The sequence below is a fragment of the Streptomyces sp. NPDC059499 genome (genome assembly GCF_042749285.1).
Taxonomy (GTDB): Bacteria; Actinomycetota; Actinomycetes; order Streptomycetales; family Streptomycetaceae; genus Streptomyces.
Window position 1 is genome coordinate 373,706 of sequence record NZ_JBHYTT010000002.1, and the last position, 24,556, is coordinate 398,261.

General features: G+C 70.6%; 22 protein-coding genes. 8 read left to right on the top strand and 14 right to left on the bottom strand.

The genetic code is table 11. The annotated features are described in order from the left end of the window. Positions 1 to 119: 119 nt before the first annotated feature. The gene (locus ACFW9O_RS07080) at positions 120 to 248 is read right to left on the bottom strand and encodes a DUF6126 family protein (protein ID WP_329209287.1); all 129 of its coding nucleotides are present in this window, start codon (positions 246 to 248) and stop codon (positions 120 to 122) included. Positions 249 to 403: 155 nt separating this feature from the next. Between ACFW9O_RS07080 and ACFW9O_RS07085 the strand changes: the two genes are divergently transcribed. The 3 genes from ACFW9O_RS07085 (at position 404) to ACFW9O_RS07095 (ending at position 2,712) form a co-directional block, all read left to right on the top strand. Continuing rightward, positions 404 to 1,501, top strand: a complete 1,098-nt coding sequence (locus tag ACFW9O_RS07085; RefSeq protein WP_384606033.1) for an LLM class flavin-dependent oxidoreductase — start codon at positions 404 to 406, stop codon at positions 1,499 to 1,501. A gap of 5 nt (positions 1,502 to 1,506) precedes the next feature. Further along, on the top strand, positions 1,507 to 2,166 hold the full coding sequence (locus tag ACFW9O_RS07090) for an FMN reductase (RefSeq protein WP_384606034.1): 660 nt from the start codon (positions 1,507 to 1,509) through the stop codon (positions 2,164 to 2,166). A gap of 123 nt (positions 2,167 to 2,289) precedes the next feature. Then, positions 2,290 to 2,712, top strand: coding sequence for a universal stress protein (locus tag ACFW9O_RS07095; RefSeq protein WP_384606037.1), 423 nt, complete (start codon positions 2,290 to 2,292; stop codon positions 2,710 to 2,712). A 67-nt stretch (positions 2,713 to 2,779) separates the two neighbouring features. Here the strand turns inward: ACFW9O_RS07095 and ACFW9O_RS07100 are convergent, their stop codons facing one another. From ACFW9O_RS07100 to ACFW9O_RS07115, 4 genes are all read right to left on the bottom strand, one after another. After that, positions 2,780 to 3,151 (bottom strand): hypothetical protein, encoded by a 372-nt coding sequence (locus tag ACFW9O_RS07100; protein WP_356417024.1) that lies wholly within the window; start codon positions 3,149 to 3,151, stop codon positions 2,780 to 2,782. Positions 3,152 to 3,284: 133 nt separating this feature from the next. Beyond that, entirely contained in the window at positions 3,285 to 4,142 is an 858-nt protein-coding gene (locus ACFW9O_RS07105; RefSeq protein ID WP_384606039.1) for an ABC transporter permease, read from the bottom strand. Next, on the bottom strand, positions 4,139 to 5,110 hold the full coding sequence (locus ACFW9O_RS07110; protein WP_384606041.1) for an ATP-binding cassette domain-containing protein: 972 nt from the start codon (positions 5,108 to 5,110) through the stop codon (positions 4,139 to 4,141). Before ACFW9O_RS07110 ends, ACFW9O_RS07105 begins: the two co-directional genes overlap by 4 nt. 170 nt (positions 5,111 to 5,280) lie before the next feature. Next, positions 5,281 to 5,691 carry a hypothetical protein gene (locus ACFW9O_RS07115; RefSeq protein WP_384606043.1) on the bottom strand — a complete coding sequence of 137 codons (411 nt, stop codon included), beginning with the start codon at positions 5,689 to 5,691 and terminating at the stop codon, positions 5,281 to 5,283. Between the two features lie 126 nt (positions 5,692 to 5,817). Here ACFW9O_RS07115 and ACFW9O_RS07120 point away from each other — a divergent pair, with 126 nt between their 5' ends. Together ACFW9O_RS07120 and ACFW9O_RS07125 are read left to right on the top strand one after the other, a co-directional pair. Further along, positions 5,818 to 6,696 carry a hypothetical protein gene (locus tag ACFW9O_RS07120; RefSeq protein ID WP_384606046.1) on the top strand — a complete coding sequence of 293 codons (879 nt, stop codon included), beginning with the start codon at positions 5,818 to 5,820 and terminating at the stop codon, positions 6,694 to 6,696. Positions 6,697 to 6,795: 99 nt separating this feature from the next. Next, complete coding sequence (locus tag ACFW9O_RS07125; RefSeq protein WP_351166205.1) at positions 6,796 to 7,737, top strand: NADP-dependent oxidoreductase; 942 nt, start codon at positions 6,796 to 6,798, stop codon at positions 7,735 to 7,737. A 24-nt stretch (positions 7,738 to 7,761) separates the two neighbouring features. On the opposite strand, the gene ACFW9O_RS07130 is transcribed toward ACFW9O_RS07125, so the two are convergent. Both ACFW9O_RS07130 and ACFW9O_RS07135 read right to left on the bottom strand, forming a co-directional pair. Continuing rightward, on the bottom strand, positions 7,762 to 8,166 hold the full coding sequence (locus tag ACFW9O_RS07130; protein WP_351166207.1) for an RNA-binding S4 domain-containing protein: 405 nt from the start codon (positions 8,164 to 8,166) through the stop codon (positions 7,762 to 7,764). Positions 8,167 to 8,499: 333 nt separating this feature from the next. Next, the gene (locus ACFW9O_RS07135; protein ID WP_384606050.1) at positions 8,500 to 10,569 is read right to left on the bottom strand and encodes a PhoX family protein; all 2,070 of its coding nucleotides are present in this window, start codon (positions 10,567 to 10,569) and stop codon (positions 8,500 to 8,502) included. A gap of 270 nt (positions 10,570 to 10,839) precedes the next feature. On the opposite strand from ACFW9O_RS07135, the gene ACFW9O_RS07140 reads away from it, so the two are divergent. Next, a complete protein-coding gene (locus ACFW9O_RS07140; RefSeq protein WP_384606052.1) occupies positions 10,840 to 12,417 on the top strand; it encodes a VWA domain-containing protein in 1,578 nt (525 codons plus the stop codon). Here the strand turns inward: ACFW9O_RS07140 and ACFW9O_RS07145 are convergent. Together ACFW9O_RS07145 and ACFW9O_RS07150 are read right to left on the bottom strand one after the other, a co-directional pair. After that, the gene (locus tag ACFW9O_RS07145; RefSeq protein WP_384606622.1) at positions 12,351 to 13,544 is read right to left on the bottom strand and encodes a sensor histidine kinase; all 1,194 of its coding nucleotides are present in this window, start codon (positions 13,542 to 13,544) and stop codon (positions 12,351 to 12,353) included. The two genes, ACFW9O_RS07140 and ACFW9O_RS07145, sit on opposite strands and share 67 nt — an antisense overlap. 62 nt (positions 13,545 to 13,606) lie before the next feature. Then, on the bottom strand, positions 13,607 to 14,260 hold the full coding sequence (locus ACFW9O_RS07150; RefSeq protein ID WP_351166241.1) for a response regulator transcription factor: 654 nt from the start codon (positions 14,258 to 14,260) through the stop codon (positions 13,607 to 13,609). Between the two features lie 147 nt (positions 14,261 to 14,407). Between ACFW9O_RS07150 and metG the strand changes: the two genes are divergently transcribed. After that, the gene (gene metG, locus ACFW9O_RS07155; protein WP_384606054.1) at positions 14,408 to 16,021 is read left to right on the top strand and encodes a methionine--tRNA ligase; all 1,614 of its coding nucleotides are present in this window, start codon (positions 14,408 to 14,410) and stop codon (positions 16,019 to 16,021) included. A gap of 73 nt (positions 16,022 to 16,094) precedes the next feature. Here metG and ACFW9O_RS07160 read toward each other — a convergent pair whose 3' ends face one another. From ACFW9O_RS07160 to aspS, 3 genes are all read right to left on the bottom strand, one after another. Then, complete coding sequence (locus ACFW9O_RS07160; protein ID WP_384606056.1) at positions 16,095 to 16,850, bottom strand: hypothetical protein; 756 nt, start codon at positions 16,848 to 16,850, stop codon at positions 16,095 to 16,097. Positions 16,851 to 17,056: 206 nt separating this feature from the next. Then, positions 17,057 to 17,989, bottom strand: coding sequence for an intradiol ring-cleavage dioxygenase (locus ACFW9O_RS07165; RefSeq protein ID WP_384606058.1), 933 nt, complete (start codon positions 17,987 to 17,989; stop codon positions 17,057 to 17,059). Positions 17,990 to 18,135: 146 nt separating this feature from the next. Continuing rightward, positions 18,136 to 19,953 carry an aspartate--tRNA ligase gene (aspS, locus tag ACFW9O_RS07170; protein WP_351166219.1) on the bottom strand — a complete coding sequence of 606 codons (1,818 nt, stop codon included), beginning with the start codon at positions 19,951 to 19,953 and terminating at the stop codon, positions 18,136 to 18,138. A 195-nt stretch (positions 19,954 to 20,148) separates the two neighbouring features. Between aspS and ACFW9O_RS07175 the strand changes: the two genes are divergently transcribed. Further along, positions 20,149 to 22,257 (top strand): SpoIIE family protein phosphatase, encoded by a 2,109-nt coding sequence (locus ACFW9O_RS07175; protein ID WP_384606060.1) that lies wholly within the window; start codon positions 20,149 to 20,151, stop codon positions 22,255 to 22,257. A 27-nt stretch (positions 22,258 to 22,284) separates the two neighbouring features. Here the strand turns inward: ACFW9O_RS07175 and ACFW9O_RS07180 are convergent, their stop codons facing one another. Together ACFW9O_RS07180 and ACFW9O_RS07185 are read right to left on the bottom strand one after the other, a co-directional pair. Further along, on the bottom strand, positions 22,285 to 23,340 hold the full coding sequence (locus tag ACFW9O_RS07180) for an AI-2E family transporter (RefSeq protein WP_384606063.1): 1,056 nt from the start codon (positions 23,338 to 23,340) through the stop codon (positions 22,285 to 22,287). An 88-nt stretch (positions 23,341 to 23,428) separates the two neighbouring features. Continuing rightward, the gene (locus tag ACFW9O_RS07185; protein ID WP_351166225.1) at positions 23,429 to 24,385 is read right to left on the bottom strand and encodes a pirin family protein; all 957 of its coding nucleotides are present in this window, start codon (positions 24,383 to 24,385) and stop codon (positions 23,429 to 23,431) included. Positions 24,386 to 24,556 lie beyond the last annotated feature (171 nt).

Below are 24,556 nucleotides of genomic sequence, written 5' to 3' on the forward strand. Positions count from 1 at the left end.
GGGCAGCAAAAAGGGCCGTCCATGTCGAACGGCCCTGGTTCCGTGCAGATGAAGGTGGCCGCTCCTAGGAGGAGCGCCACCAGTTCAGGCACGGGACGTAGGTCATGCGCCCACTGTAGTCACTTGTCCGCGTGGCCGCCCACATAGAAGAGCAGCATGATGAAGCCGGCGAAGAGGTGCGTCGCGAAGATGTAGACGAAGACGCGCAGGACGACACCGCGCTCCTTCCAGCTCTCGCTCTCGCTCATGACCTCCCTCTTCCCGCTCCGTCACCGCGACAGGCCCGGCTCCAGGGTACGCAGCCCCGTGCGGCGCGGGCCCCGCGGAATAGGGGGGCGGGGTCTCCCGTTGTAGGGTGTGTTCACATAGTTCAACGTTCAACCACTAGCTGGAGGCGGGCGCCATGCAGTTCGGGATCTTCACCGTCGGGGACGTCACCACCGATCCCACGACCGGTACGACGCCGAGCGAGAACGAGCGGATCAAGGCGACGCTCGCGATCGCGCTCAAGGCCGAGGAGGTGGGTCTGGACGTCTTCGCCACCGGCGAGCACCACAACCCGCCGTTCGTCCCGTCCTCGCCGACGACCACGCTCGGCTACATCGCCGCCCGCACCGAGAACCTGATCCTGTCCACGTCCACCACCCTGATCACCACCAACGACCCGGTGAAGATCGCGGAGGACTACGCCACGCTCCAGCACCTCGCGGACGGGCGCGTCGACCTGATGATGGGCCGCGGCAACACCGGCCCCGTCTACCCCTGGTTCGGCAAGGACATCCGCCAGGGCATCCCGCTCGCGATCGAGAACTACGCCCTGCTGCACCAGCTGTGGCGCGAGGACGTCGTCGACTGGGAGGGCAAGTTCCGTACGCCGCTCCAGTCCTTCACCGCGACCCCGCGCCCGCTGGACGGCGTCCCGCCGTTCGTCTGGCACGGCTCGATCCGCTCCCCGGAGATCGCCGAGCAGGCCGCGTACTACGGCGACGGGTTCTTCCACAACAACATCTTCTGGCCCCTGGAACACACGAAGAAGATGGTGGACCTCTACCGCCGGCGCTACGCCCACTACGGGCACGGCACCGCCGAGCAGGCCATCGTGGGCCTCGGCGGCCAGGTGTTCATGCGCAAGAACTCGCAGGACGCGGTACGGGAGTTCCGCCCGTACTTCGACAACGCGCCGGTCTACGGGCACGGGCCCTCCCTGGAGGACTTCACGGAGCAGACCCCGCTGACGGTCGGCTCCCCGCAGGAGGTCATCGAGCGGACCCTGTCCTTCCGCGACCACGTCGGCGACTACCAGCGCCAGCTGTTCCTGATGGACCACGCGGGACTGCCGCTCAAGACGGTCCTGGAGCAGCTCGACATCCTCGGCGAGGAGGTCGTGCCCGTGCTGCGCAAGGAGTTCGCCGCCCTGCGCCCGGCCGGCGTGCCGGACGCACCCGTCCACCCGGCGGTCACCGCCGCCCGCGCCGCCCGCGCCACCCAGAAGGAGGTCTGACCACCGTGTTCACCACCGCCCCCCTGAAGATCGTCGCCGTCGCCGCCGGGCTGAGCAGCCCCTCGTCCACCCGGCTGCTGGCGGACCGGCTGGCCGACGCCGCCCGTGAGCAGCTGGCGGCCGGCCAGGACCGCAGGGTCGACATCCAGGTCATCGAGCTGCGCGACCTCGCCGTCGACATCGCGAACCACCTCGTCACCGGCTTCCCGCCGAAGGGCCTCAAGGCGGCGATCGACGCGGTGACCGGGGCGGACGGGCTGATCGCCGTGTCGCCCGTGTTCACCGCCTCGTACAGCGGGCTGTTCAAGTCCTTCTTCGACCTGATCGACAACACCGCCCTGACCGGCAAGCCCGTCGTCGTCGCGGCGACCGGCGGCACGGCCCGGCACTCGCTGGTCCTCGAGCACGCGATGCGCCCGCTCTTCGCCTACCTGCGGGCGGTCGTCCTGCCGACGTCCGTGTACGCGGCGTCCGAGGACTGGGGCTCGTCCGGCGACGAGTACACCGAGGGGCTGCCCTCCCGGATCCGCCGCGCGGGCGGCGAACTCGCCTCCGCGGTCATGGGGCGGACGGTCTCCGGGGCGTCCCGGTCACTCACCCTCGACGACGGCGAGGACGCCGTCGTGCCGTTCGAGCAGCAGCTCGCCGGAGTGCGCACCACCTGAACGGAACATCTGGGGCCCACCGTCGACCCACAGGCCCCTGATGCCCGTTTTGGTTAGAGTTGTCGCGAACAGAGGCATGGTGAGAAGCAGGCCAGGAGTGAGCGGACCGAACGGGAGACAGACATGGGCAGGATCGTCGTCGGCGTGGACGGCTCGGATGCGTCGATCAAGGCGCTGCGCTGGGCCGTACGCCAGGCCGAACTGACCGGGGACACGGTCGAGGCGGTCAACAGCTGGGAGTACCCCGCGTCCAGTTGGGCGTCCATGATGCCGGGCATGCCGGAGGACTTCGACCCGCAGGCCGTGGCGATCGTGGCACTCACCGAGGCACTGGAGGAGGCTCTCGGCGCGGAAGGCGCGGCGTCGGTCAGCAAGGTCGTCGTGATCGGGAACCCCGCGCAGTCCCTGCTCGACCGGGCCGCGGGCGCGAATCTGCTGGTCGTCGGGGCCCGCGGCTACAGCGGCTTCAAGGCGACGCTGCTCGGCTCGGTCAGCCTCCACGTCGTACAGCACGCCCCCTGCCCGGTCACCGTCGTCCGCGACTAGGACCTCCCGATCCGGAACTAGGGCGGGCCACCCAGGCGGTGGCCCGCCCTTTCATGGCCGGACGGTTTCAGCCCTGGGAATTGACGTGTTCGAGCACCCGGGCGAACTCCTCGGTGGGCGAGAAGTCCACGTACTCGCAGTCCTCGAGCGCCTCGGGGGCGTGGCCGGGAGGCCAGTAGTACGCCTGCCCCTCCTCGTAGATCTCGTACGACTCCGAGTCGGCACCTGTCCACATCTTCAGCCGGCCCTTGAGGAGATAGCCCCAGTGGTTGCAGGGGCACAGGTCGTCCGGCATGCCCTTGAGCGCCGGGCGCATGTCCGTGCCCTTGGGAAACCGGACGAAGGCGACCGTCAGGTCTCCCCCGATCTCCTTCATGCGCAGTTCCGCACCCTCGCCTTCGAAGGCAACGGGCGTCTCGTTCCTTGTCGTGGCCGTCATGGCTCCTCCAGGGCTTCTCAGGGCAGGTCCCTGTCCCTGTCTTCCAGTCTGGTCCCGGCCTGCGGAGGGGGCGAGACAAGGAGCACGGCCCCACCGTCGGAGCGCACCCCGCCGGGAGGGTCGACGGCCGGAGTCACTTCCGGTTGTAGAGCCGCATCGTCACCGTGCCGAACACCACCACGAACAGGGCCGACCAGCCCAGCGACCAGGCGATGTCCGTCGCCGGCCAGTTGCCGGCCATGAGCTCCCTGACCGCCGTGGCCACATGGGTGACCGGGCTGTTGTTCACGAAAGCCTGCAGCCATCCGGGCATGGTCCTCGGGTCGACGAACACGTTGCTCAGGAACGTCAGCGGGAAGATCACCATCATGCTGACGCCCATCACCGACTTCTCGGTGCGCAGCAGCAGCCCGAACATCGTCCAGATCCAGGAGAAGGCGAACGAGAACACCAGCAGCAGGGCCACGCCCGCCAGCACTCCCAGCACCCCGCCGTCCGGCCGGTAGCCGATGATCACGCCGACGGCGAGCATGACCGCCGAGGCCAGCACATAGCGCAGGACGTCGCCGAGCAGATAGCCGACCATCGGCGCGGGCCGCCAGATCGGCAGCGTACGGAAGCGGTCGAAGACACCCTTGGTGATGTCGGTGTTCACCGAGACACCCGTGTACATCGTGATCATCACAACGCTCAACACCAGGATGCCGGGCAGCAGGAACTGGATGTACGCCTCGGTGGAACCGGCCAGCGCTCCTCCGAAGAGGTACGTGTACATCAGCACCATCATGATCGGGAACGCCGTGACATCGAACAGCTGCTCGGGCACGTGCTTGATCTTCAGCATCGCCCGCCAGCCGAAGGTGAGGGACGCCGACAGAGCACTGGGCCTGGGCGGCCGCTCCTGGCCGACCAGCAGGGAGGCGAGCGTCTCGGCGTCCGGCGTGGCGAGCTCGAAGTCTTCCGTCTGGGTCCTGGCCGGTGCGGTACTCACGCCGACACCCCCTTCTTGTCCGTGAGCGCGAGGAAGACCTCGTCGAGGCTGGGCTGCCCGAGCGCGAAGTTGTCCACGTGGATGCCGCACCTGGCCAGCTCGGCGAGCGCCCGCGCGGCCTGTTCCGCCGCGCCCTTCTCCGTGCCGTGGCCGTTGACCGTGGCCGTCAGCGCCACGGGGTCCGGGTCCAGCTGGACCGTGGCGTCGAGCTCCAGCGCGAGCACCCGCTCGGCCTCGGGCCGCTGGGCGGGGTCCCGCAGGCGCAGATGGACCGAGCCGGAGCCCACGGATGCCTTGAGCTCGCCCTTCGTGCCCTCGGCGATCACCTTGCCGTGGTCGATGACCGCGATGCGCGAGGCCAGCTGGTCGGCCTCGTCCAGGTACTGCGTGGTCAGCATGACCGTCGTGCCCTGGGCGACGACCGCCCGCACGATGTCCCACACCTGATTGCGGCTGCGCGGGTCGAGCCCGGTCGTCGGCTCGTCGAGGAAGAGCAGGTCCGGGGTGTTCAGAATGGACGCGGCGATGTCGATACGGCGCCGCATGCCGCCCGAGTAGTTCTTCACCTGCCTGCCTGCCGCCTCGCTCAGCCCGAAAGCCTCCAACAGCTGTTCCGACCTGGTCCGGGCGGCGGGCTTGGAGTGCCCGAGCAGCCGGCCCAGCAGCACCAGGTTCTCCGTACCGGTCAGGTCCTCGTCGACGGAGGCGTACTGCCCGGTGAGGCTGACCCGGCTGCGGACCGCGTCGGCGTCCTTCACGACGTCGTGGCCGAAGACCCGTGCCCGGCCCTCGTCCGGGCGCAGCAGTGTCGCCAGCATCCTTACGGTGGTGGTCTTCCCGGCGCCGTTGGGTCCGAGGACGCCGTAGACGGTGCCGGTGGGAACGGTGAGATCGATGCCGTCCACGGCACGGTTGTCGCCGAAGATCTTCACCAGCCCCGTTGTCTCGATGGCCAGTTCAGTGCTCATGGTCCCTTCCTTGCCGGGATTGCCGGGACCGCCGGGAGGAGGCCGAGGAAGTCGGGTGGGTCAGGGCCACGATGGCACGGGAGAACGGCGCCGCGGGGTACGTCGGAAGGAAAAGCGTGGCCGCCAGATCCGGTCTGGCGGCCACGCACCCGTCCGGCGGGACCCGGCACTCAGTCCTCCCGCGTGTAGTAGATGTAGAAGGCACTGCAGAACATCCCTGCGCCGACGACCAGGCCCAGCACGCTCGACGAGAACACGCTGTTGCCGTTGAGGCTGTAGAGGAAGCCGATCGCGATCCCGGTCAGCGCGCCGTACGCCGCCGCCCGCAGCTCCCTCGGCAGGGCGGGCCCGACCCGGCCCAGCACGAAGCACAGCGCGGCGAAAGCCACTCCTGACACGACACCGAGCCAGATCTGCCCGTCGGTGGTCGCCCCGCCGTCGCGCCGGATGAAGAAGGCCCAGAAACCGAGGATCACGCCCAGCGTGAGGGGCAGCGCCCAGGCGAGCGCGCTGTGCGTACGCCGTGCCGGTGTGCGGGCATGCGTGCGTCGACGCGTCGGCATCGTTGCGTGAGTGGCCATGGCGGACAGTTCCTTCCCTCGCCCCCGTCCTCCGTCACTCCAGGGCACACCCGACCGCGCCGACCGGCAACTCGAACGGGCTACGGCCCGGAGCGCCGCGGCCCCGCACGGGATTGTCTGGGTGGTGTGCGGACCTACCTCTCAGCGGCTCTGTCGGCAGTACTGCTCGTCCTTCTTGCCGTGCTGGTGCCGGTGAGCGCGCTCTCCGCGTGGGTCGACCTGGAGATCGACGACACCGACCGGTACCTGGCCGCCGTCTCCCCGCTGGCCTCCGACCCCGACGTCCAGAACACCGTCGCCACCCTGGTCACCGACGAGGCGATGCAGAACATCGACCTCGGCCCGCTCCAGGAGACCCTGGAGCAGTTCCTGCACGAGACCGTGCAGTCGTTCACCACCACCGAGTCCTTCCAGCGGGCCTGGGACAGCGCGAACCGGACGGCGCACCAGGCCGTGACCGCCGCGCTGCACGGTGACAGCGGGCAGCCGGTGATCATCGATCTGGCGCCGGTGATCGAGCAGGTCAAAGGAGAACTGGTGAACTCCGGAGTGCCGTTCGCCGACCAGATCCCGGTCGAGAGCACCGCGATCACGGTGCTTTCCGCCGACCGGGCGGACGACCTGCGGGGCTCCTTCCAGTGGCTTCGCCGGTGCAGCGTCTGGCCGGCCGTGTGGACGGTGGTGCTCCTCGTCCTGGTGGTGGGTCTCGCGCTCGTACGCGGAGGTCTGCGGGCCGGGCTGGGCGCCGCCGCCGTGGTGGGCGGCGGACTCGTGCTCGGCGCGATCGTGCTGCGCATCCTGGTCGCGGTGGGCCGCGACCGGGTGCTGGACGAGGTGCCGGGCAGCGACCGGGGCGGTGCCGCGGCCGTGTACGACGCGCTGACCGCTTCGCTGCGGACGACCGTGTGGATCGTGATCGTGGTGGGCGCGGTCCTGGTGGTCGGCGGACTGGCGGGACGGTACCTGTCCGGGCGGCGGAGCACCGGACGGAACGCCGGGCCGTAGCGGGTGGCTCCGACCCGCCGGCCTCCGACATGCGCGGGCGCGTGGGCCGGGCGAAAGTGGGACCCGTGAGAGCAGGGGGGCGACTGAGAGGTCTGCCGTATGCGAGCCATCGCTGTCAGCGCGTTCTGTGCGGAGCCCTGTCTCGTCGAAGTGCCGAAGCCCGATCCCGACGCGGGCGACGTACGGGTGAAGATCGAGTACGCGGCGCTCAACCCGCTCGACTGGCAGACCGCGGACGGCGCCCTGGACGGGGTCGCTCCCCACACCTTCCCGCTGATCGTCGGAGTCGACTTCGCGGGCCGGGTGGACATGATCGGCAGCGGCGACAACCGCTTCCGGGTGGGTGACGCCGTCTTCGGCCGGGTGACCGCGCCCCCGGTCGGGCGCTGCGGGGCGTACGCCGAGTACGTGTCGGTGCCGCAGGACTCCCCGATCGCCCTGGTGCCGCGCGACCTGCCGCTCCAGATCGCGGCGGCGCTCCCGTCTGCAGGGACGGCCGCCGCGCAGATTCTGGGAGGCACGGCGGTCCGCAGCGGCCGGAGTCTGCTGATCATCGGCGCGGCGGGCGGCGTCGGCACCTTCCTGACCCAGCTCGCCGCCGCCCGGGGGATCGGGGTCGTCGCCGCGGTACGGGGCGACGAGGAGAAGCGGATGCGGGCGTTCGGCGCCGCGGCCGCGGTCGACACGACCCTCGGTCCCGGCGAGCTGGCCGCGGCGGTACGGGACGTGTACCCGAACGGGGTCGACGCGCTGGTCGACCTGGTCTCCACCGACCCGGACGACTTCGCCGCGCATGCCGCGCTGGTGCGCGACGGCGGCGTCGCCGTCACCACCCGGGGAGTGGCCGGCCCGCCCGGCGTCGCGCGGGTCGACTTCCGGCTCGCCCCCACGGCGGAACTGCTCGAATCACTGGCCGCCGGCGCGGTGCAGGGCGAGCTGGCCGTACCCGTGGACGCCGAGCTCCCTCTGGAGAAGGCCCCGCAGGCGCTCGCCCAGAACCGCACGGGCGGTGCGCGCGGAAAGACCGTCTTCGTCCTCTGAAGCCGGTCCCCCGGAACTGACGCCCTAGGACGGGCCGGGTCCGCGCTCCTGGAGGCGTTCCATCTCCCGGCGGTCGCGCTTGGTCGGACGGCCCGCGCCGCGGTCGCGGACCGGGACCTGGATCGCGGCCTCGCGCGGCGGCGGGGGCGGGCTGTTGTCGACGAAGCAGTCGGCGGCGACCGGCGGCCCGACACGCTTCTTCACGATCTTGGAGACGACCACGATCCGGTCCCGTCCCGCATGCCGCAGCCGTACCTCGTCGCCCGTCTGCAGCGCCTGGGCGGGCTTGGCCCGCTCGCCGTTGACCCGCACATGCCCTGCCCGGCAGGCGGCAGCGGCCTGCGACCGGGTCTTCGTCAGCCGGACCGACCAGATCCAGACGTCGACCCGGACACTGCCCGCCGCCTGCGGCGCCTCACCGGAAACCATGCGACCGACTCTAGTGCGGTGAGGCGCCCCGGGCGGGGTCAGGAACCGAAGTCGCCGATGACTTCGGCCATGGCGCAGCCGCACCTCTCACGCTTGCACCCGGGCACGCGCAGGTCGGGGCGCGCTCGCCGAGGGAGCGGGCCGGGGCCCCGGTGGCGCCGACGGCCGCCCCGAGTGCCGACGGCGTCCCCCTGCCACCACGGCACGGGCCGTGGGACGTGTCCTGCGGGACGGTATGCCCGTGCGGGAGCCTTTTGTACGACACACATCAGGCCTGCACCACTTGGGCACAGGCCTGATGATCACCGAGGGCGGCAGTGGGAATCGGGCGGTTCAGACGCCGATGTCGCTGCCGTCCTTGCGCCAGACGGCGACGACGGACGGGCGGACGATCCGGCCGGGTCCGTCCGGCCAGGTGCTCGCCGGCTTCTCGACGGACGCGCCGTCGATCTCGCCCGGGTGCTGCACGGCCACCAGGACCCGGCGGTCCTGGATCACCGGACCGCAGGTCTCGGCGCCGGACGGCACGGTGAGGAACTGCTTGAGTTCGCCCCGCCGTTCGCCCTGCGTCGCGACACCGAACAGGCCGTCGTGCGAGCCCAGCTGGGCGCCGTCGGTGGAGATCCACAGGTTGCCGTGGTCGTCGAAGGCCACGTTGTCCGGGCAGGAGATGGGGCTGACCTTCTCCTTGGGGAAGCCCGCGAAGTACGTCGACGGGTCGTTCGGGTCACCCGCGACGAGGAAGAGCCGCCAGGCGAAACCGTCGCCCGCCGGGTCGTCCCAGTTCTCCGCGAGCTCCAGGATCTGGCCGTGCTTGTTGGCGTTGCGCGGGTTGGCCTCGTCCGCACCGGGCTTGCCCGCCTTGCCGCGATCGGTGTTGTTGGTGAGGGCGATGTAGACGCGGCCGGTGCGCGGCGACGGCTCGACGTCCTCGGGGCGGTCCATCTTCGTGGCGCCGACCTTGTCACCGGCGAGGCGTGTGAAGACGTACACCTCCTCGGCGGTCATGCCGGGCACGTGCGAGGTGCTGCCCGTGGCGAGCGGGATCCAGACGCCGCTGCCGTCGAACTCGCCGTCGGAGGGGAGCTTGCCCGTGCCGTCGAACTCCGCGGCCGGAGAGTCGCCGGTCAGCTTGGCGACGTACAGCGTGCCCTCGTCCAGCAGGGTGAGGTTGTGCTCGCGTGCGGCACGCGAGTTCCCCTTCTTCATCTTCTTGCTGGAGACGAACTTGTAGAAGTAGTCGAACCGCTCGTCGTCGCCCATGTAGACGACGGGGCGGCCGTCGGCGGTCAGCCGGGGCTGCGCCGCCTCGTGCTTGAAGCGGCCGAGCGCGGTCCGCTTGCGCGGGACGGACTCGGGGTCGTACGGGTCGAGTTCGACCACCCAGCCGAAGCGGTGCGCCTCGTTGGGCTCCTGGGCCAGGTCGAAGCGCTTGTCGAAACGCTCCCACTTGCGCTCGGTGCCGCTCGTCGCGATGCCGTAGCGCTTGTCCGTGTCGCTGGAGCCGTTGGCGAAGTACTGGTTGAAGTTCTCCTCGCCGTGCAGCGTGGTGCCCCACGGGGTGGTGCCGCCCGCGCAGTTGTTGAGCGTGCCGAGGACCTTGCGTCCGGTGGGGTCGGCGGAGGTACGGAGCAGGGGGCTGCCCGCTGCCGGGCCGGTGACCCTGAACTCGCTGGTCGCGGTGAGGCGGCGGTTCAGCGGGTGACGGCTGACCGGGCCGAGCCTGCCGGTGCGGTTCTCCTCCTGGACGACGACCACGGAGAGTCCGTGCGCGGCCCAGGCGATCTCGACCTGCTCACGGGTCGGGTTGGCCGGATCGTATCCACGGAACATCAGGATCTCGTCCGTGTACTCGTGGTTGGCGACCAGGACCTGGCGGCCCCGTTCGCCGGGGAGCGGGAGCAGGGAGAGGAAGTCGTTGTTGTAGCCGAACTGGCCCGCCTGTGCCTTCGCCGACTGCTTGTCCGGGTCGAAGGCGGGGGCGCCGCGCAGGATCGGCTCGCCCCAGCGGATCACCACGTTCTGGCTGTAGCCGTCCGGGACGGTGACCTTGTCGTTCTTGTTCGGTGCCACGGGCGCGAAGCGCAGGCCGCGGGCGCCCGAAGGGGTGTTCTGGTGCGGGGGCTTCGGCGTGTGGCCGTGGCCCGCGAGCGCGGCGGCTTCGGCGCGCGGGGCTCCCGGGCCGGTGAGAGCGGCGGTTCCGGCGGCAGCGGCGACGGTCACCACCGCGGCGGCGCGCATCATCGACCGGCGCGACAGGGCACCGGCGATGATGTCGCCGGCGTACTCGTTTCCGCTGGTGTTCGGTATCTCCTGGAAGCAGGCGTCACCGCAGCGGTAGCGGCACGTCAGCGCAGAGCGCCCGCCCTGGTGCGAGCCGATGAGCGGCAGCAGATTGCGCACGTTGTTCGTCCCTCCGTCTGTGTGTCCTGCGTGACGGTAGGTGTGCATCCACGCGGTACGAGGGACGGCCGGTGAACGAGGGGTGAAGTCCGGGCCACCGCTGGTCTCAGGGCTCAATTGGGGCTCGGTTGGAGCTCGGTTGACACAGGGGCGGGCCGCGCCACCGAACGGCCGGATCCGGCCGCTAACCTTACGTATCCGCCCTGGCCAGGGATCAATTCCCGCAGTACGGACATTTATCGCCACCAACTCATGCGAAAGGCCTCGCCCATGGGCATTCGGAGCTTGCTGCGCAAGGTGTTCGGCCGCACGGAGCAGGACGAGCCGGTCACGGCCACCGTCCCGCCCCAGGCCGAGCGCACCCAGCCCACGGAGCCGGAGCCGGAGACCACCACTTCGGCGGCCGAGCCCGCGAAGGCCTCGGTACCGGCACCGGCCTCCTCCTCTTCTGTGCGGTCCACCGCGGACCGGGAGAACGGACTGGCAACGGACCTGGTGGCGGAGGCCTTCGACAAGGCGGCCACCACCACATCCACTTCAGCTTCCGGGCCCACGCCGACGGTTCCGGCACAGGGGTCGGCTCCCGACGCGAAGCCGGCTGCGGCCGTCGCGGAGACCACGACCGTTGCGGACGAGCCGGCTGATCCGGCGCCGATCACGATCGATATCGACACGGAGCCGGAGCCGGAGCCGGCGCCCGTCGCGGTCGCCGAGCCCGCCGAGACGGTCATCGAAGCGGAGCCGGTCGCTGCGGCCGTCGAGGCCGAGGCCGCCCCTGAGCCGGTCGTCGAGGCCGCTGAGGTCAAGGCTGCTCCTGAGCCGGTTGCCGAGGTCGAGCCGGCCGCCGAGGCCGCCGAGGCCGTCGAGGCGGAGACCGCCCCCGAGCCGGTCATCGAGATCGTCGAGGTATCCCCCGAGCCGGTTGCCGAGGCCGAGCCGGTCGTCGAGGCTCCCGCAGCCGAGCCGGTCGCTGAGGTCGCGGAGACCCCCGCAGCCGAGCCGGTCGCAGAGGTCGCAGAGGCCCCCGCAGTCGAGCCGGTCGTAGAGGTCGCCGAGGCCCCTGAGGTCGAGGCCGCCCCCGAGCCGGTCGTCGAGGCCGACCCGGTCGCCGCGGTCGCGGAGACCCCCGCAGCCGAGCCGGCCGCCGCTGCCGGCGGTAAGCCCGCCGTCGCCCTCGCCCGGGTCAAGGCCGCCGCGCCCGAGCTCGTCGCCCCGTACAAGGCGGCGCAGACCGAGCTCAAGGCGCACGGGCTCACCGCCCTCCGGGCGAACGTCTACCTGGTGCTCGACCGGTCCGGGTCGATGCGGTCGTTCTACAAGGACGGCAGCGCGCAGCACCTTGGCGACCGCACCCTGGCACTCGCCGCGCACCTGGACGAGAACGCCACCGTGCCCGTCGTCTTCTTCTCGACCGACATCGACGGCACCGGCGCGATCGACCTCGCCGCCCACGAGGGCCGGATCGACGAGCTGCACGCGGGACTCGGACGCCTGGGACGTACCAACTACCACCGGGCCGTCGAGGAGATCGTCACGCACTACGAGAAGTCCGAGGCCACCGGGCCCGCGCTGGTGATCTTCCAGACGGACGGCGCTCCGGACGCCAAGCAGGCCGCGAAGCAGGCGCTGGCGGACGCGGCGCGGCTGCCGCTGTTCTTCCAGTTCGTCGCGTTCGGCGACGAGGACGCGAAGGGCTTCGACTTCCTGCGCAGGCTGGACGTCGAGAACGCCGGCTTCTTCCACGCCGGTCCGGCCCCGCGCGAGGTGCCCGACGCCACGTTCTACCGCGAGGTGCTCGCCGGGCTTCCCGCCTGGGCAGCGGCCCGCGGAATCGTCGCCGGGGGCTGATCCACCGGCAGCCGTACGGTCACGGCGAGCCCGCCCCCCGGGCCGGGTACCGCCGTGACCGTACCGCCGTGAGCCACCGCGATGGAGCGGACGATCGACAGACCGAGCCCCGAGCCCGGTCCCATCCGGTCCCGCCCCTCACCGCGCCTGAACGGTTCGAAGAACCCGGCGATGTCCCCCTCGGTCACCGCGGGACCGGTGTTGCGGACCACCAGAGCCCCGCCCGCGGACAGCGACACCCGCACGGACCCGTCGGGCACGTTGTACCTCACCGCGTTGGACAGCAGGTTCGCCACCAGCTGCGCGAGCAGCTGCCGGTTGCCGCGTACCGCGCACGGCTCCGCCGCGACCGTCATCTCCGGGTGGGCCGACGGGCGCTCCGCCGCCGCCGAGGGCCGGGCCGCCTCCTCCGTCACCACCTGCGCGAGGTCGAACTCCTCGCGCTCGCTCTCCGCCAGCCCCCGCTCGCTGCGCGCCAGGACCAGCAGCCCCTCGATGAGCCGCTCGCTGCGCCGGTTGTTGTCCAGCAAGGTCCGACGGGTCCGGACGAGCTCGTCCGGCGACGGATCGTCGAGACCCACCTGGATCGCGGCCCGCTGGGTGGCCAGCGGGGTGCGCAGCTCGTGGGACGCGTTGGCGATGAACCGCCGCTGGCTGTCGAACGCCTTCTCCAGCCGGGCCAGCAGCGCGTCCAGCGTCTCCCCGAGCTCCTTCAGTTCGTCGTCGGGGCCGCCGGCCGCGATCCGCTCGTGGAGGGTGTGCTCGGAGAGCCGCCTGGCCTTCGCCGTCATCGCGTGGACGGGCCGCAGGACCCGGCCGGCCGTCCACCAGCCCACGGCGACCGCGCACGCCGTCATGACGAGCAGCGCGGCGACCGACCAGTACATGAGCTCACGGCCGGCGGCGTCGCTCACGTCGTCGGTCAGGTCGTAGACCGTGGGCGGACCGAGGCGGCCCCGCGTGTGGAGGGGGCCGTTGACCGCGAAACCCGGCTGGGCGACCGCGGCTGACGTGGCGATGGCCCGCGCCTGCGAGTCCGTGCCGGCGCGGGATGCGAGATTGACCGTCGTGAGCAGGGCCGTACCGAGGATCAGGAACACCCCGCCGTACACGAGGGCGATCCGCATCCGGATCGTCGAGTGCCGGACCTGCGAGGCGCCGGTGGCCCGCAGCAGCCTCAGCAGCCGCTTCACAGGGCGTACCCCACACCCTGCACCGTGCGGATGAGGGCGGGCTCCCCGAGTTTGCCGCGCAGCTTGCTCATACAGACGCGGACGGCCCCCGTGAAGGGGTCGGCGTTGGCGTCCCAGGCCCGTTCCAGCAGTTCCTCGGCGCTGACGGTCCCCCCGTCGGCCTCCAGCAGGAGTTGCAGCACGGTGAACTCCTTCGGCGACAGGTCCAGGTCCCGCCCGTCCCGCGTCGCCGCCCGCCGCACACTGTCGAGCCGGATGCCCTGCCGCTCCAGCTGCGGCGGTACGGGCCGCGCGCTGCGCCGCCGGAGCGCCCGCACCCGGGACACCAGCTCGGGGAACTCGAAGGGCTTGCTCACATAGTCGTCGGCTCCGAGATCGAGCCCCTCCACCCGGTCCTCCATGGTCCCCGAGGCGGTGAGCATCAGGATCCTGGTCCGGGAGCCGGAGGACACGAGCCGGCGGGCCACGTCGTCGCCGTGCACCCGGGGCAGATCACGGTCCAGGACGACCACGTCGTAGTCGTGGAGGCCCAGGTAGGCGAGCGCCGCGTCCCCGCTGTACACGGTGTCGACGGCGAAACCGGCCCGCCGCAGCCCGGTCGCCACCAGCTCGGCCAGGATCTCCTCGTCCTCGGCGACCAGTACCCGCATCGTGTTGTCTCCCGCCTCGCGCACGCGTGCCCACTCCTCCCAGGATGCGTCTTTGGTACGGGAAGGGATGTTTCGCAAAGCTCTCCGCGTGCGGGGCCGCTTTTATCGATGTGATCGGAACCCCCACGGACCGTTAGGATTTCGACCATGGCGGCCACTGGATCCGAGAAGCAAGGGGGCGACGGCGTGAAGAGTTTCTACGTATCGACCCCCATTTACTACGTCAACGACGCTCCTCACCTGGGGCACGCCTACACGACCGTCGCAGGCGACGTGCTCACCCGCTGGCACCGCCAGCGCGGCGAGAAGGTGTGGTACCTCACCGGCACGGACGAGCACGGTCAGAAGATCATGCGCACGGCCGAGGCGAACAACGTCACGCCCCAGGCCTGGTGCGACAAGCTCGTCGAGGAGGCCTGGAAGCCCCTCTGGGAGCACCTCAACATCGCGAACGACGACTTCATCCGTACGACGGAGAAGCGGCACACCGACCGTGTGCAGGAGTTCGTGCAGGACCTGTACGACAAGGACCAGATCTACAAGGGCGGGTACGAAGGCCCGTACTGCGTGGGCTGCGAGGAGTACAAGCTCCCCGGCGACCTGATCGAGTCCGAGGACGGCACGAAGCTGTGCCCGATCCACAAGAAGCCGGTGGAGCTCCTCAAGGAGGAGAACTACTTCTTCAAGCTGAGCGAGTACGGCCCGAAGCTCATGGAGTTCTACGCGGCCAACCCGGGCTTCATCCAGCCCGAGTCCGCGCGCAACGAGATCGTGAACTTCGTCAAGCAGGGTCTGCAGGACCTGTCGATCTCGCGCTCCACGTTCGACTGGGGCGTCCCGGTGCCGTGGGACCCGAAGCACGTCATCTACGTGTGGATCGACGCGCTGCTCAACTACGCGACGGCGGTCGGCTACGGCGCCAACCAGGAGAAGTTCGACGGCACGTTCCCGGCGAACGTGCACCTGATCGGCAAGGACATCCTGCGCTTCCACTCGGTCATCTGGCCGGCGATGCTGATGGCGCAGGGGCTGCCTCTCCCCGGCAAGGTCGTCGCGAACGGCTGGCTGATGGTCGGCGGCGAGAAGATGTCCAAGTCGAACCTGACGGGCATCAAGCCGCAGGACCTGACCTCGCACTTCGGCGTGGACGCGTACCGCTGGTACTTCCTGCGGGCCATCGCGTACGGCAGCGACGGCTCGTTCTCCTGGGAGGACTTCAGCGCCCGCTACACCTCGGAGCTCGCCAACGACTACGGCAACCTCGCCTCGCGGGTCGCGGCCATGGTCGGCAAGTACTTCGGCGGCGCGCTCCCGGAGGCCACGGCCGCCGGTGACGCCGAGCGGGCGGTCCAGGAAGGCCTCGCGCAGGCCGTCGCCGCGGCTGACCTGAAGATCGGCGAGGAGCTGGACTTCCAGGGCGGCATCCTGGCGATCTTCGACTTCGTGAAGCAGGTCAACGGCTACATCACGGAGCAGGAGCCGTGGAAGGTCGCCAAGGACGAGTCGCCGGAGGGCCAGGCCCGGCTCGCGACCATCCTGTACACGGCGGCCGAGTCGCTGCGCGGTGTCGCGGTCCTGCTCAACGCCGTGATGCCGGACACCTCGCAGAAGCTGTGGGAGTCCCTCGGCGCCGAGGCGTCGCTGGGTGCCCTCAGCGAGCAGCGGGTGCAGGACGCGGGCCGCTGGGGACAGCTGTCCGTGGGGGCGACGGTGACGAAGGGCGCGGTGCTGTTCCCGCGCCTGGAGGAGAAGCCCGCCTAGGAGTACGCGGCCTTCGCGGCCGGCAGAGGAGCCCGGGACCGGCCATCGGTCCCGGGCTCCGTGCGTACCGTGCTCACGCCGCCAGCGCAGCGGCGTCCCCCATCACGACCACGGGGTACTTCACCGGGTCCAGGACGAGCAGGAGCTCCCTCATCCGTTCCTCGGAGAGCGAGACACAGCCCTGCGTCGGGCCGCCGTGGTCCACGTGGATCCAGATGCCGCCGCCCCTCTCCTCGCCGAGCGGCCGGGTGCGGTCCAAGGGGGACACCCCCGGGATCCGGTTGTAGTTGATCGCGACGACATAGTCGAAGGAGCCTTCCAGGGGCTCCCCGAGAAAGCCCTCGCCGCTCACCGCGAAGCGCGGCTGCTCGTCGTACGGAAGCAGCGCACCGGGATCGGCGAGGCGGCCGCCCGCGTCGGTGAGGCCGAAGACGCCGATGGGCGATCTGAGGTCGTCCGCCATGTGGAAGTCCGTCCAGCCCTCCATGCCGTTGTGGGCGGGCCAGGGGCCTGCCTCCGGTCTCCAGCCGAGAGCGGGGTCGTCGCGGGTGTAGAGGACGGCCGTGGAGCGGTTGGCGTCGGGGCCCTCACCTGTCACCACGACGGCCTGCCGGGCCGAGTCCGGGATCTGCGCCCGGGTGTCCGGGCCCAGCCCCGGAATCTCCCGGGGCGGGACGGGCTCGGGAGAGGGGGAGGGGGACGCCGCGGCCGTGGACTCGGGGCCGGCGGCACCACGGGGCGCCGAGGTCTGCACCGCACCGGCGGAGCAGCCGATGACCAGCAGGAACAGAACGACAAGAAGGGCATACGGGCGGCGCAGGAGGGACACGGTGCGGAGCTCCTCAATGACGGGCGGTCGGTCTTCTTCGGTGCCAGTCATTGCCGGGGCCCGCGGCGTCGAATCGGAACCGGGGCCATCCGGCTGTACGGGTTCCATGCCCCCGGGGCGGGGCGGGTTCCGCGCAGCTGTCCGCACGCGGAGAGAAGGGCCCGGAACGGTGGGGTTCCGGGCCCTTCTCCGGGTGACGGGGAATCTCAGAGACCGGTGCCGTCGTTGGTCTCGTCCGGGTCGACGCCCATCGTGATCGAGCCGGTCACACCGCGCGCCATGCGGCCCTTGCCGTAGTTGAGCTTGAGCAGCCCGCCCGTGACACCGCTCCGGTCGTAGATGGTGTCCTCGGTCAGCGTCGTGCGGGTGGTGGTGCTGGTCGAGTACGGCTCGATCCTGGCCGAGTCGAGGACCGCGGACTCGGCGAAGAAGAACTGGCCGGTGTGGCAGGTGTGCCCGCCCTCGTACCCGGCGTCGGTCATCTTCCCGCCGACGTGCACCTTGGTGTGGATGTGCACGGCACGGCCCTGGTACCAGCCGGGGAAGACCGTCGTGAACTCCACGTACCCGTGCTTGTCCGTGAGCTGTGTGCCCCGCAGATACCGCTCGTCGTCGGTGGGTTCGCTGTGCCCGCCGCCTCCGCCGCCGGGGCCGCCGGACGGGGGAGTGCCGGTCGGGGTGCCCGTGGGCGCGTCGGTCGGCACGTCCGTGGGGGCACCGCTCGGCGGGGTCCCGCCGCCGCCGGGGCCGCCCTGGCTCATGCTCTCGTAACCGGAGTAGATCCCCAGCGCGTCGCAGTGCCAGATGTCGACGGCGGCCTGCTTCAGCGGCTTGCAGGTGTCGGAGTCGATCACCTTGAGCCGGAGGGTCAGCGGGATGCCCTCCTTGTCCTCCGTGATGTCCTTCCGGATCTTGTCGGCGTCGATGTAGTACGGACCCTCGGTGGTCTCCGAGGTCAGCCGGTAGCACTCCTCGCCCTCGCCGGACGTCTTGCTGTTGCCGCTCTTCTCCTCGCCGGCCGAGGCGGTCGCGACAACCCCGGCACCGATGCCTGCGGCGGCGATGGCCGCACCACCTGCGAGGATCACGCGTCGGCGGGTCAGATCCTTTTTGTGTGCGGGTCCCTGATTCTCTGTCATGAGGGGTGAGGCTAGGCAGCCCAGCTGGCAGGGACGTGAGCGCAGGCTGTGCGTTCCTGTGTGTATCCCGTGCGCGCACGAAAACAGTCCCCGGCCGGGGCGGCCGGGGACTGTTTCACGTGGAACCGAAGCGGAACCTCTGACGCCTACTTCGCGCCGGTGTCCCTGGCCACCGAGTCCTTGGCCTCCGCCTTCTCCTTGGCCGACGCGACGGGCTTGCGGAGCTGGATGTTCAGCTCGCGCAGGCGGGTCTCGTCCAGCTCGCTCGGGGCGCCCATCATCAGGTCCTGGGCGTTGCCGTTGAGCGGGAAGGCGATCGTCTCCCGGATGTTGGGCTCGTCGGCCAGCAGCATCACGATGCGGTCGACGCCCGGGGCGATGCCACCGTGCGGCGGGGCGCCGAGGCGGAACGCGCGCAGCATGCCCGCGAACTCCCTCTCGACGGTCTCCGCCTCGTAACCGGCGATCGCGAAGGCCTTCAGCATGACCTCGGGCTCGTGGTTACGGATGGCGCCGGAGGACAGCTCGATGCCGTTGCAGACGATGTCGTACTGCCACGCCAGGATGTCGAGCGGGTCCTTCTCCTCCAGGTCCTTCATGCCGCCCTGGGGCATGGAGAACGGGTTGTGGGAGAAGTCGATCTTGCCGGTCTCCTCGTCCTTCTCGTACATCGGGAAGTCGACGATCCAGCAGAAGCGGAAGACGCCCTCCTCGAAGTGGCCGGCGCGCTTGGCGGCCTCGACGCGGACGACGGACATGATCTTGGAGACCTCGTCGAACTCACCCGCACCGAAGAAGACGGCGTGGCCGGGGACGAGGGACAGACGCTCGGTGAGGGTCTTGATGTCCGTCTCGGTGAGGAACTTGGCGATCGGACCCGCCAGCGTGCCGTCCTCGCCGACGCGGACCCAGGCGAGGCCCTTGGCGCCGTGCTCGACCGCGTACGCGCCGAGGCCGTCGAAGAACTTGCGGGACTGGCCCGCGGTGTCCGGCACCGGGAGGGCGCGGACGTGCTTGCCGGCGAAGGCCTTGAACTCCGAGTCCGCGAAGATGTCGGAGATGTCGACGAGTTCCAGCTGGGCACGCAGGTCCGGCTTGTCGTTGCCGTACTTCAGCATCGACTCGCGGAACGGGATGCGCGGGAACGGCGAGGTGACGGGGCGGCCGTTGCCGTACTCCTCGAAGAGCTCGGTCATGAGCTTCTCGATCGGCTGGAAGACGTCCTCCTGCTCGACGAACGACATCTCGACGTCGAGCTGGTAGAACTCGCCGGGCGAACGGTCGGCGCGGGCGTCCTCGTCGCGGAAGCACGGCGCGATCTGGAAGTAGCGGTCGAAGCCGGAGATCATCAGCAGCTGCTTGAACTGCTGCGGCGCCTGCGGAAGGGCGTAGAACTTGCCCGGGTTCAGACGGGACGGGACCACGAAGTCGCGGGCGCCCTCGGGGGACGTCGCGGCGAGGATCGGGGTCGCCATCTCGTTGAAGCCGAGGGCCACCATCTTGGAGCGGATGGAGGCGATCACGGACGAGCGCAGCATGATGTTGCGGTGCATGCGCTCACGGCGCAGGTCGAGGAAGCGGTACTCCAGGCGCCGCTCCTCGTTGACCCCGTCCTCGGTGTTGATCGTGAAGGGCAGCGGGGCGGCCTCGCCCAGCACCTCGACCTCGGTGACCTCGATCTCGATCTCGCCGGTCGGGAGCTCCGGGTTGACGTTGTCGGCGCCGCGCGCGGAGACCTTGCCGTCGATCCGGACGACCGTCTCCTTGGTCAGCTTCGACAGGGCGTCGTTGCCGGGAGTGCCGGGGCGGGCGACGAGCTGCACCAGACCGTAGTGGTCACGCAGATCGATGAAGAGGATGCCACCCAGGTCTCGGCGATTGTGCAGCCAGCCGCTCAGCCGGACGTCGGTGCCGACGTCAGAGGCGCGGAGCTCGCCGCAGGTGTGGGACCTGTACCGATGCATCGTCGTTCATCCAGTCTTCGCGGTCGGGGTGGATTGACACCCCAGGCTACCGCCCGTAGGCGCACCACTTCATTGACATTGATCCCGCACGGCCTCCCGGGCCTCACCGGACGCGGCCGGTGACCCTGCGCGGACGGCCGTCGGGCGGCCGCCCCTCGGTGGCGTGCGTGGAGAACATCTTCATAAAGTGGGGCAATGCGCACCGAGGAGATCCTGGCTGCGATCGTGACCGGCCTGTGGAGCTGGGACAGCTCCGCCGGCACCGTCACGCTCGACGCGGAGGCGGCCCGGCTGCTCGGTCTGCCTGCCGAGGCCTCGGTCTACCCCTCGGAGGAGGTACGCCCCCGCTTCCATCCGGCCGACTGGAACGAGATCGACGGGGTGGTGAACTTCGCGATCGCCGAGGACACCGTGGCCGAGGCCCGACTGCGGATCGTGGACGAACAGGGCACGGTGCTCCGTACCGTGCGCAGCCGCTCGAAGCCCGTTCCCATCAAGGGTCCGGGCCGCTTCGAGTACGTGCTCATGGGCATCCTCCAGGAGGTCGCCGAACCGTCGGCGGGAGTCCCGGCCTCGCTCAGCCCGATCACCGGGGACTGGCGCCGCTCGCGCGAGGCCTTCCTGCTGGACGCGGGGCGCGCGCTGGCCGAGGCCGGTTCCACCGAGGAGGTCATGCGGGTCGCCGGGTCCCTGTCGATGCCCGGGTTCTCGCCGGACGGACTGGCCGTCTTCGGCGTCTCGGGCGAGCGCCTGACCGTCGTCGGCCACCACGGGCACAACATGGGCGACGAGAAGCCCTTCACCGACATGCCTCTGGAGACCGACTATCCGGCCGCCGAGGTGGTGCGGACGGGGCAGGCCATCTACCTCCCCTCGCCCGAGGCGTACCGGCAGCGCTTCCCGACCACCTGGCCGCTCGCCCGCGGCTTCGGACGCCACTCCTGGGCCTTCGTACCGCTGATCGCGTCGGGGCACACCATGGGCGCCTGGATGGCCGCGTTCCGGCACAGTGTGGCCTTCTCGCCGGACGAGCGGGCCGTCCTGACGACCGTGGCCAAGATGCTGGCACAGGCGCTGGCCCGCGCCGGGGCGGCCGAGACGGAGCGCGAACTGTCGCTGGGGCTGCAGAAGGCGATGATGCCGTCCCTCGGCCCCGGGGTCCCCGGCCTGACCGTGGCCGCCCGCTACATCCCGACCGGAGGGGGGCTCCAGGTCGGCGGCGACTGGTACGACATGATCCCGCTCCCCAACGGCCGTATCGCCCTCGTCATCGGTGACGTCCAGGGCCACGACGTACGGGCGGCGGGGCTGATGGGCCAGTTGCGGATCGCCCTGCGGGCCTACGCCTCCGAGGGGCACCGTCCCGACGCCGTGCTCTCCCGGGCCTCGCGCTTCCTGTCCGGACTCACCGAGGAGTACGACGCCTCGGGGGAGGAGAACGAGGCCACCGCCGCACGCTTCGCCACCTGCCTGTACGCGGAGGCCGACCCGGACACCGGCACCCTCGACATCGCCCGGGCCGGCCATCCCGACCCGGTCGTGATCAGCGTCGACGGCACCGCCGTGATCCGCCAGACCGCCGGAGGCCTGCCGCTGGGCATCGAGAAGGACGCGGACTATCCGACGACCCGCGTCGTCCTGGAGCCGGGCGAAACGATCATGCTGTGCACGGACGGGCTCATCGAGACCGGCGGGCACGACATGGCCACCGGCTGGACCAGGCTCAGGCCGGTCCTGGAGGAGCCCACCGAGGACCTGGAGAAGCTCGCCGACTCCCTGGTACAGGCGGTGCACGGCCCGGGCTCGCACCACACGACCGGGCCCTTGGTTGACCGCCGCGAGGACGACATCGCGGTGCTCGTGCTGCGCCGGGAGGGCGCGACGACCCTCACGGCACCGGGGCGCCGCTCGGCGATGACCATCGCCCAGGCCGAGCCCGAGCGCATCGCCGCCGCCCGCCAGCAGGTGCGTGAGCTGCTGCACGACTGGTCCGACGGGGAGCAGATCGACGCGGCGGAACTGCTGGTCTCGGAGATGTCGACGAACGTCCTCGTCCACACGGACGGGGACGCCCTGCTCGTCGCCGAGGTGAGCGGGGAGCAGGGCGAACGGCTGCTGCGCGTCGAGGTGGCCGACGCCAGCGACGAGCTCCCGCACAAGCGGCGCCCCGGCGAGATGGCGTCCAGCGGGCGGGGACTGGTCCTGATGGAGATGCTCGCCGACACGTGGGGGGTGGATCCGCGGGGGGAGGGGAAGTCGATCTGGTTCGAGCTGTGCGAGTCGCCGGAACCACCGGAGTCCTGAGGCGCGCGGGTGCCGGCGGTCAGGCGGTCATGAGGGTTCCGGGGCCTCGTAGCCCTTGCGCAGCTCACCGATCACGCCGAACACCGCCGCGCAGAGCGGCACCGCGAGCAGCATGCCCAGCAGGCCCGCGACGCTCGCGCCCGCGGTCAGAGCGATCATGATCATGGCGGGGTGCATCTGGACCGTGCGGCTCTGGATGGCCGGCTGCAGGACATGGCCCTCCAGTACCTGGACGGCGAGCACCACCCCGAGCGCCCAGAGGGCGATCACGAACCCCCGGTCGGCGAGCGCGACGAGCACCGCGACCGCACCCGAGAGGAAAGCCCCCAGATAGGGGATGTAGGCGCCCACGAAGACCAGCGCCCCCAGCCCCACCGCGCCGGGCACCCGCAGGATCAGCAGGCCCACCGTGATGCACAGGGCGTCGATGAGGGCGATGAACGTGGTGCCCCGCATGAAGCCCTCGACGGCCTCGAAGGCCCTGCGCCCCATGGCCTCCACGAGGCCGCCGGTGCCGCGCGGGGCGAGGTTGTGGGCGAGGCTCACGGCCCGGTCGGAGTCACGCAGGAAGAAGAAGGTCAGCAGCAGCGCCAGGACGCTGGTGGCGAAGAGTGAGCCGATCAGGCTGATGCCGGTGAGCAGTCCGCCCGCGGCGCTCGCACCGAACTTCTCGACGAGTGTCTTGGCGTTGTCGGCGAGGTCGTCCACATCGGCGACGCCGGCGATGTCGAAGTGGTCGATGACCCACTGCGCGGTGTCCTTCAGGGAGTCGACGATCTGGGGTCCCGTGTCGACGAGCGCCTTGACGACGATGTACCCGGCACCGCCGACCACGCCGACGAGTGCCACGCAGGTGAGCCCGGCGGCCAGCGACCTGTTCACCCTGCGGGCGGTCAGCCAGCGATGGACCGGCCCCAGCAGTGCCGTGCCGAGCAGGGCGAGCAGGACCGGGGTGACCGCGGTCTTGAGCACGACGACCAGCCAGATCGCCACTGCCGCGACACCGGCGGCCAGGAGCAGCACGCCGCACCAGGCGGCCGTCCGCCGCGCGATGTCGGGCAGGAGGGGCTTCCGGGTAGGCACCCTCCCACCCGATCACGGGGCAGACACGGTGTCCCGCCCGCACGGGCGTACGGGTGACGGTCCGTCACCCGCGCCCCGTGCGGTGCGGTCACATGCCGTGGACGGCGGGCACCGTACCGAGGCGGCCCGCCTGGAAGTCCTCGAAGGCCTGCTTGAGCTCGTCCTGGGTGTTCATCACGAACGGCCCGTAGTGCGCCATCGGCTCACGGATGGGACGGCCGCCGAGCAGCACGACCTCCAGGTCCGGGGTGTTGCCGTCCTGCGCCTCGTCGGCGCGGACGGTCAGCGAGGACCCCGTACCGAACACGGCGGTCTGCCCCATACGGACCGGGCGGCGCTCCTGGCCGACGGTCCCGCGTCCGGCCAGGACGTACGCGAGGCCGTTGAAGTCCTCGCGCCATGGCAGGGTCACCTCGGCGCCCGGCCGGACCGTCGCGTGGACCATGGTGATCGGGGTGTGGGTGATCCCCGGGCCCTCGTGGCCGTCCAGGTCACCGGCGATGACGCGCAGGAGCGCGCCGCCGTCCGGGGAGGCGAGGAGCTGGACCTGGCCACCGCGGATGTCCTGGTAGCGCGGGGCCATCATCTTGTCGGCCTTGGGCAGGTTCACCCAGAGCTGGAGGCCGTGGAAGAGACCGCCCGACATGACGAGGGACTCCGGCGGGGCCTCGATGTGCAGCAGACCGGAGCCCGCCGTCATCCACTGGGTGTCGCCGTTCTCGATGGTGCCGCCGCCACCGTTGCTGTCCTGGTGGATGAAGGATCCGTCGATGAGGTAGGTGACGGTCTCGAAGCCGCGGTGCGGGTGCCAGGGGGTGCCCTTGGGCTCGCCGGCGGCGTACTCCACCTCACCCATCTGGTCCATCATGATGAACGGGTCGAGGTGCCGGTAGTTGATCCCGGCGAAGGCGCGCCGCACCGGGAAGCCCTCACCCTCGAAGCCGCTCGGCGCGGTCGTGACGGTCAGCACGGGACGGGCCACGGCATCGGCCGGGGCGGCGACCTTGGGCAGGGTCAGCGGGTTTTCGACGGTCACTGCGGGCATGGGAGCCACCTCCGGAGGGTCTTCTGCACTCAATTTAGTTGAACGGTGAACATCTAGCAAGGCGACATTCATTCCCGCCCGGCCCTGGACCGCGCAAAAGGGGCCCGTACCCAGTCGGTACGGGCCCCTCCCGGGTCCCGCGATCGGCGTCCGCGCAGCGACGAAGCCCTT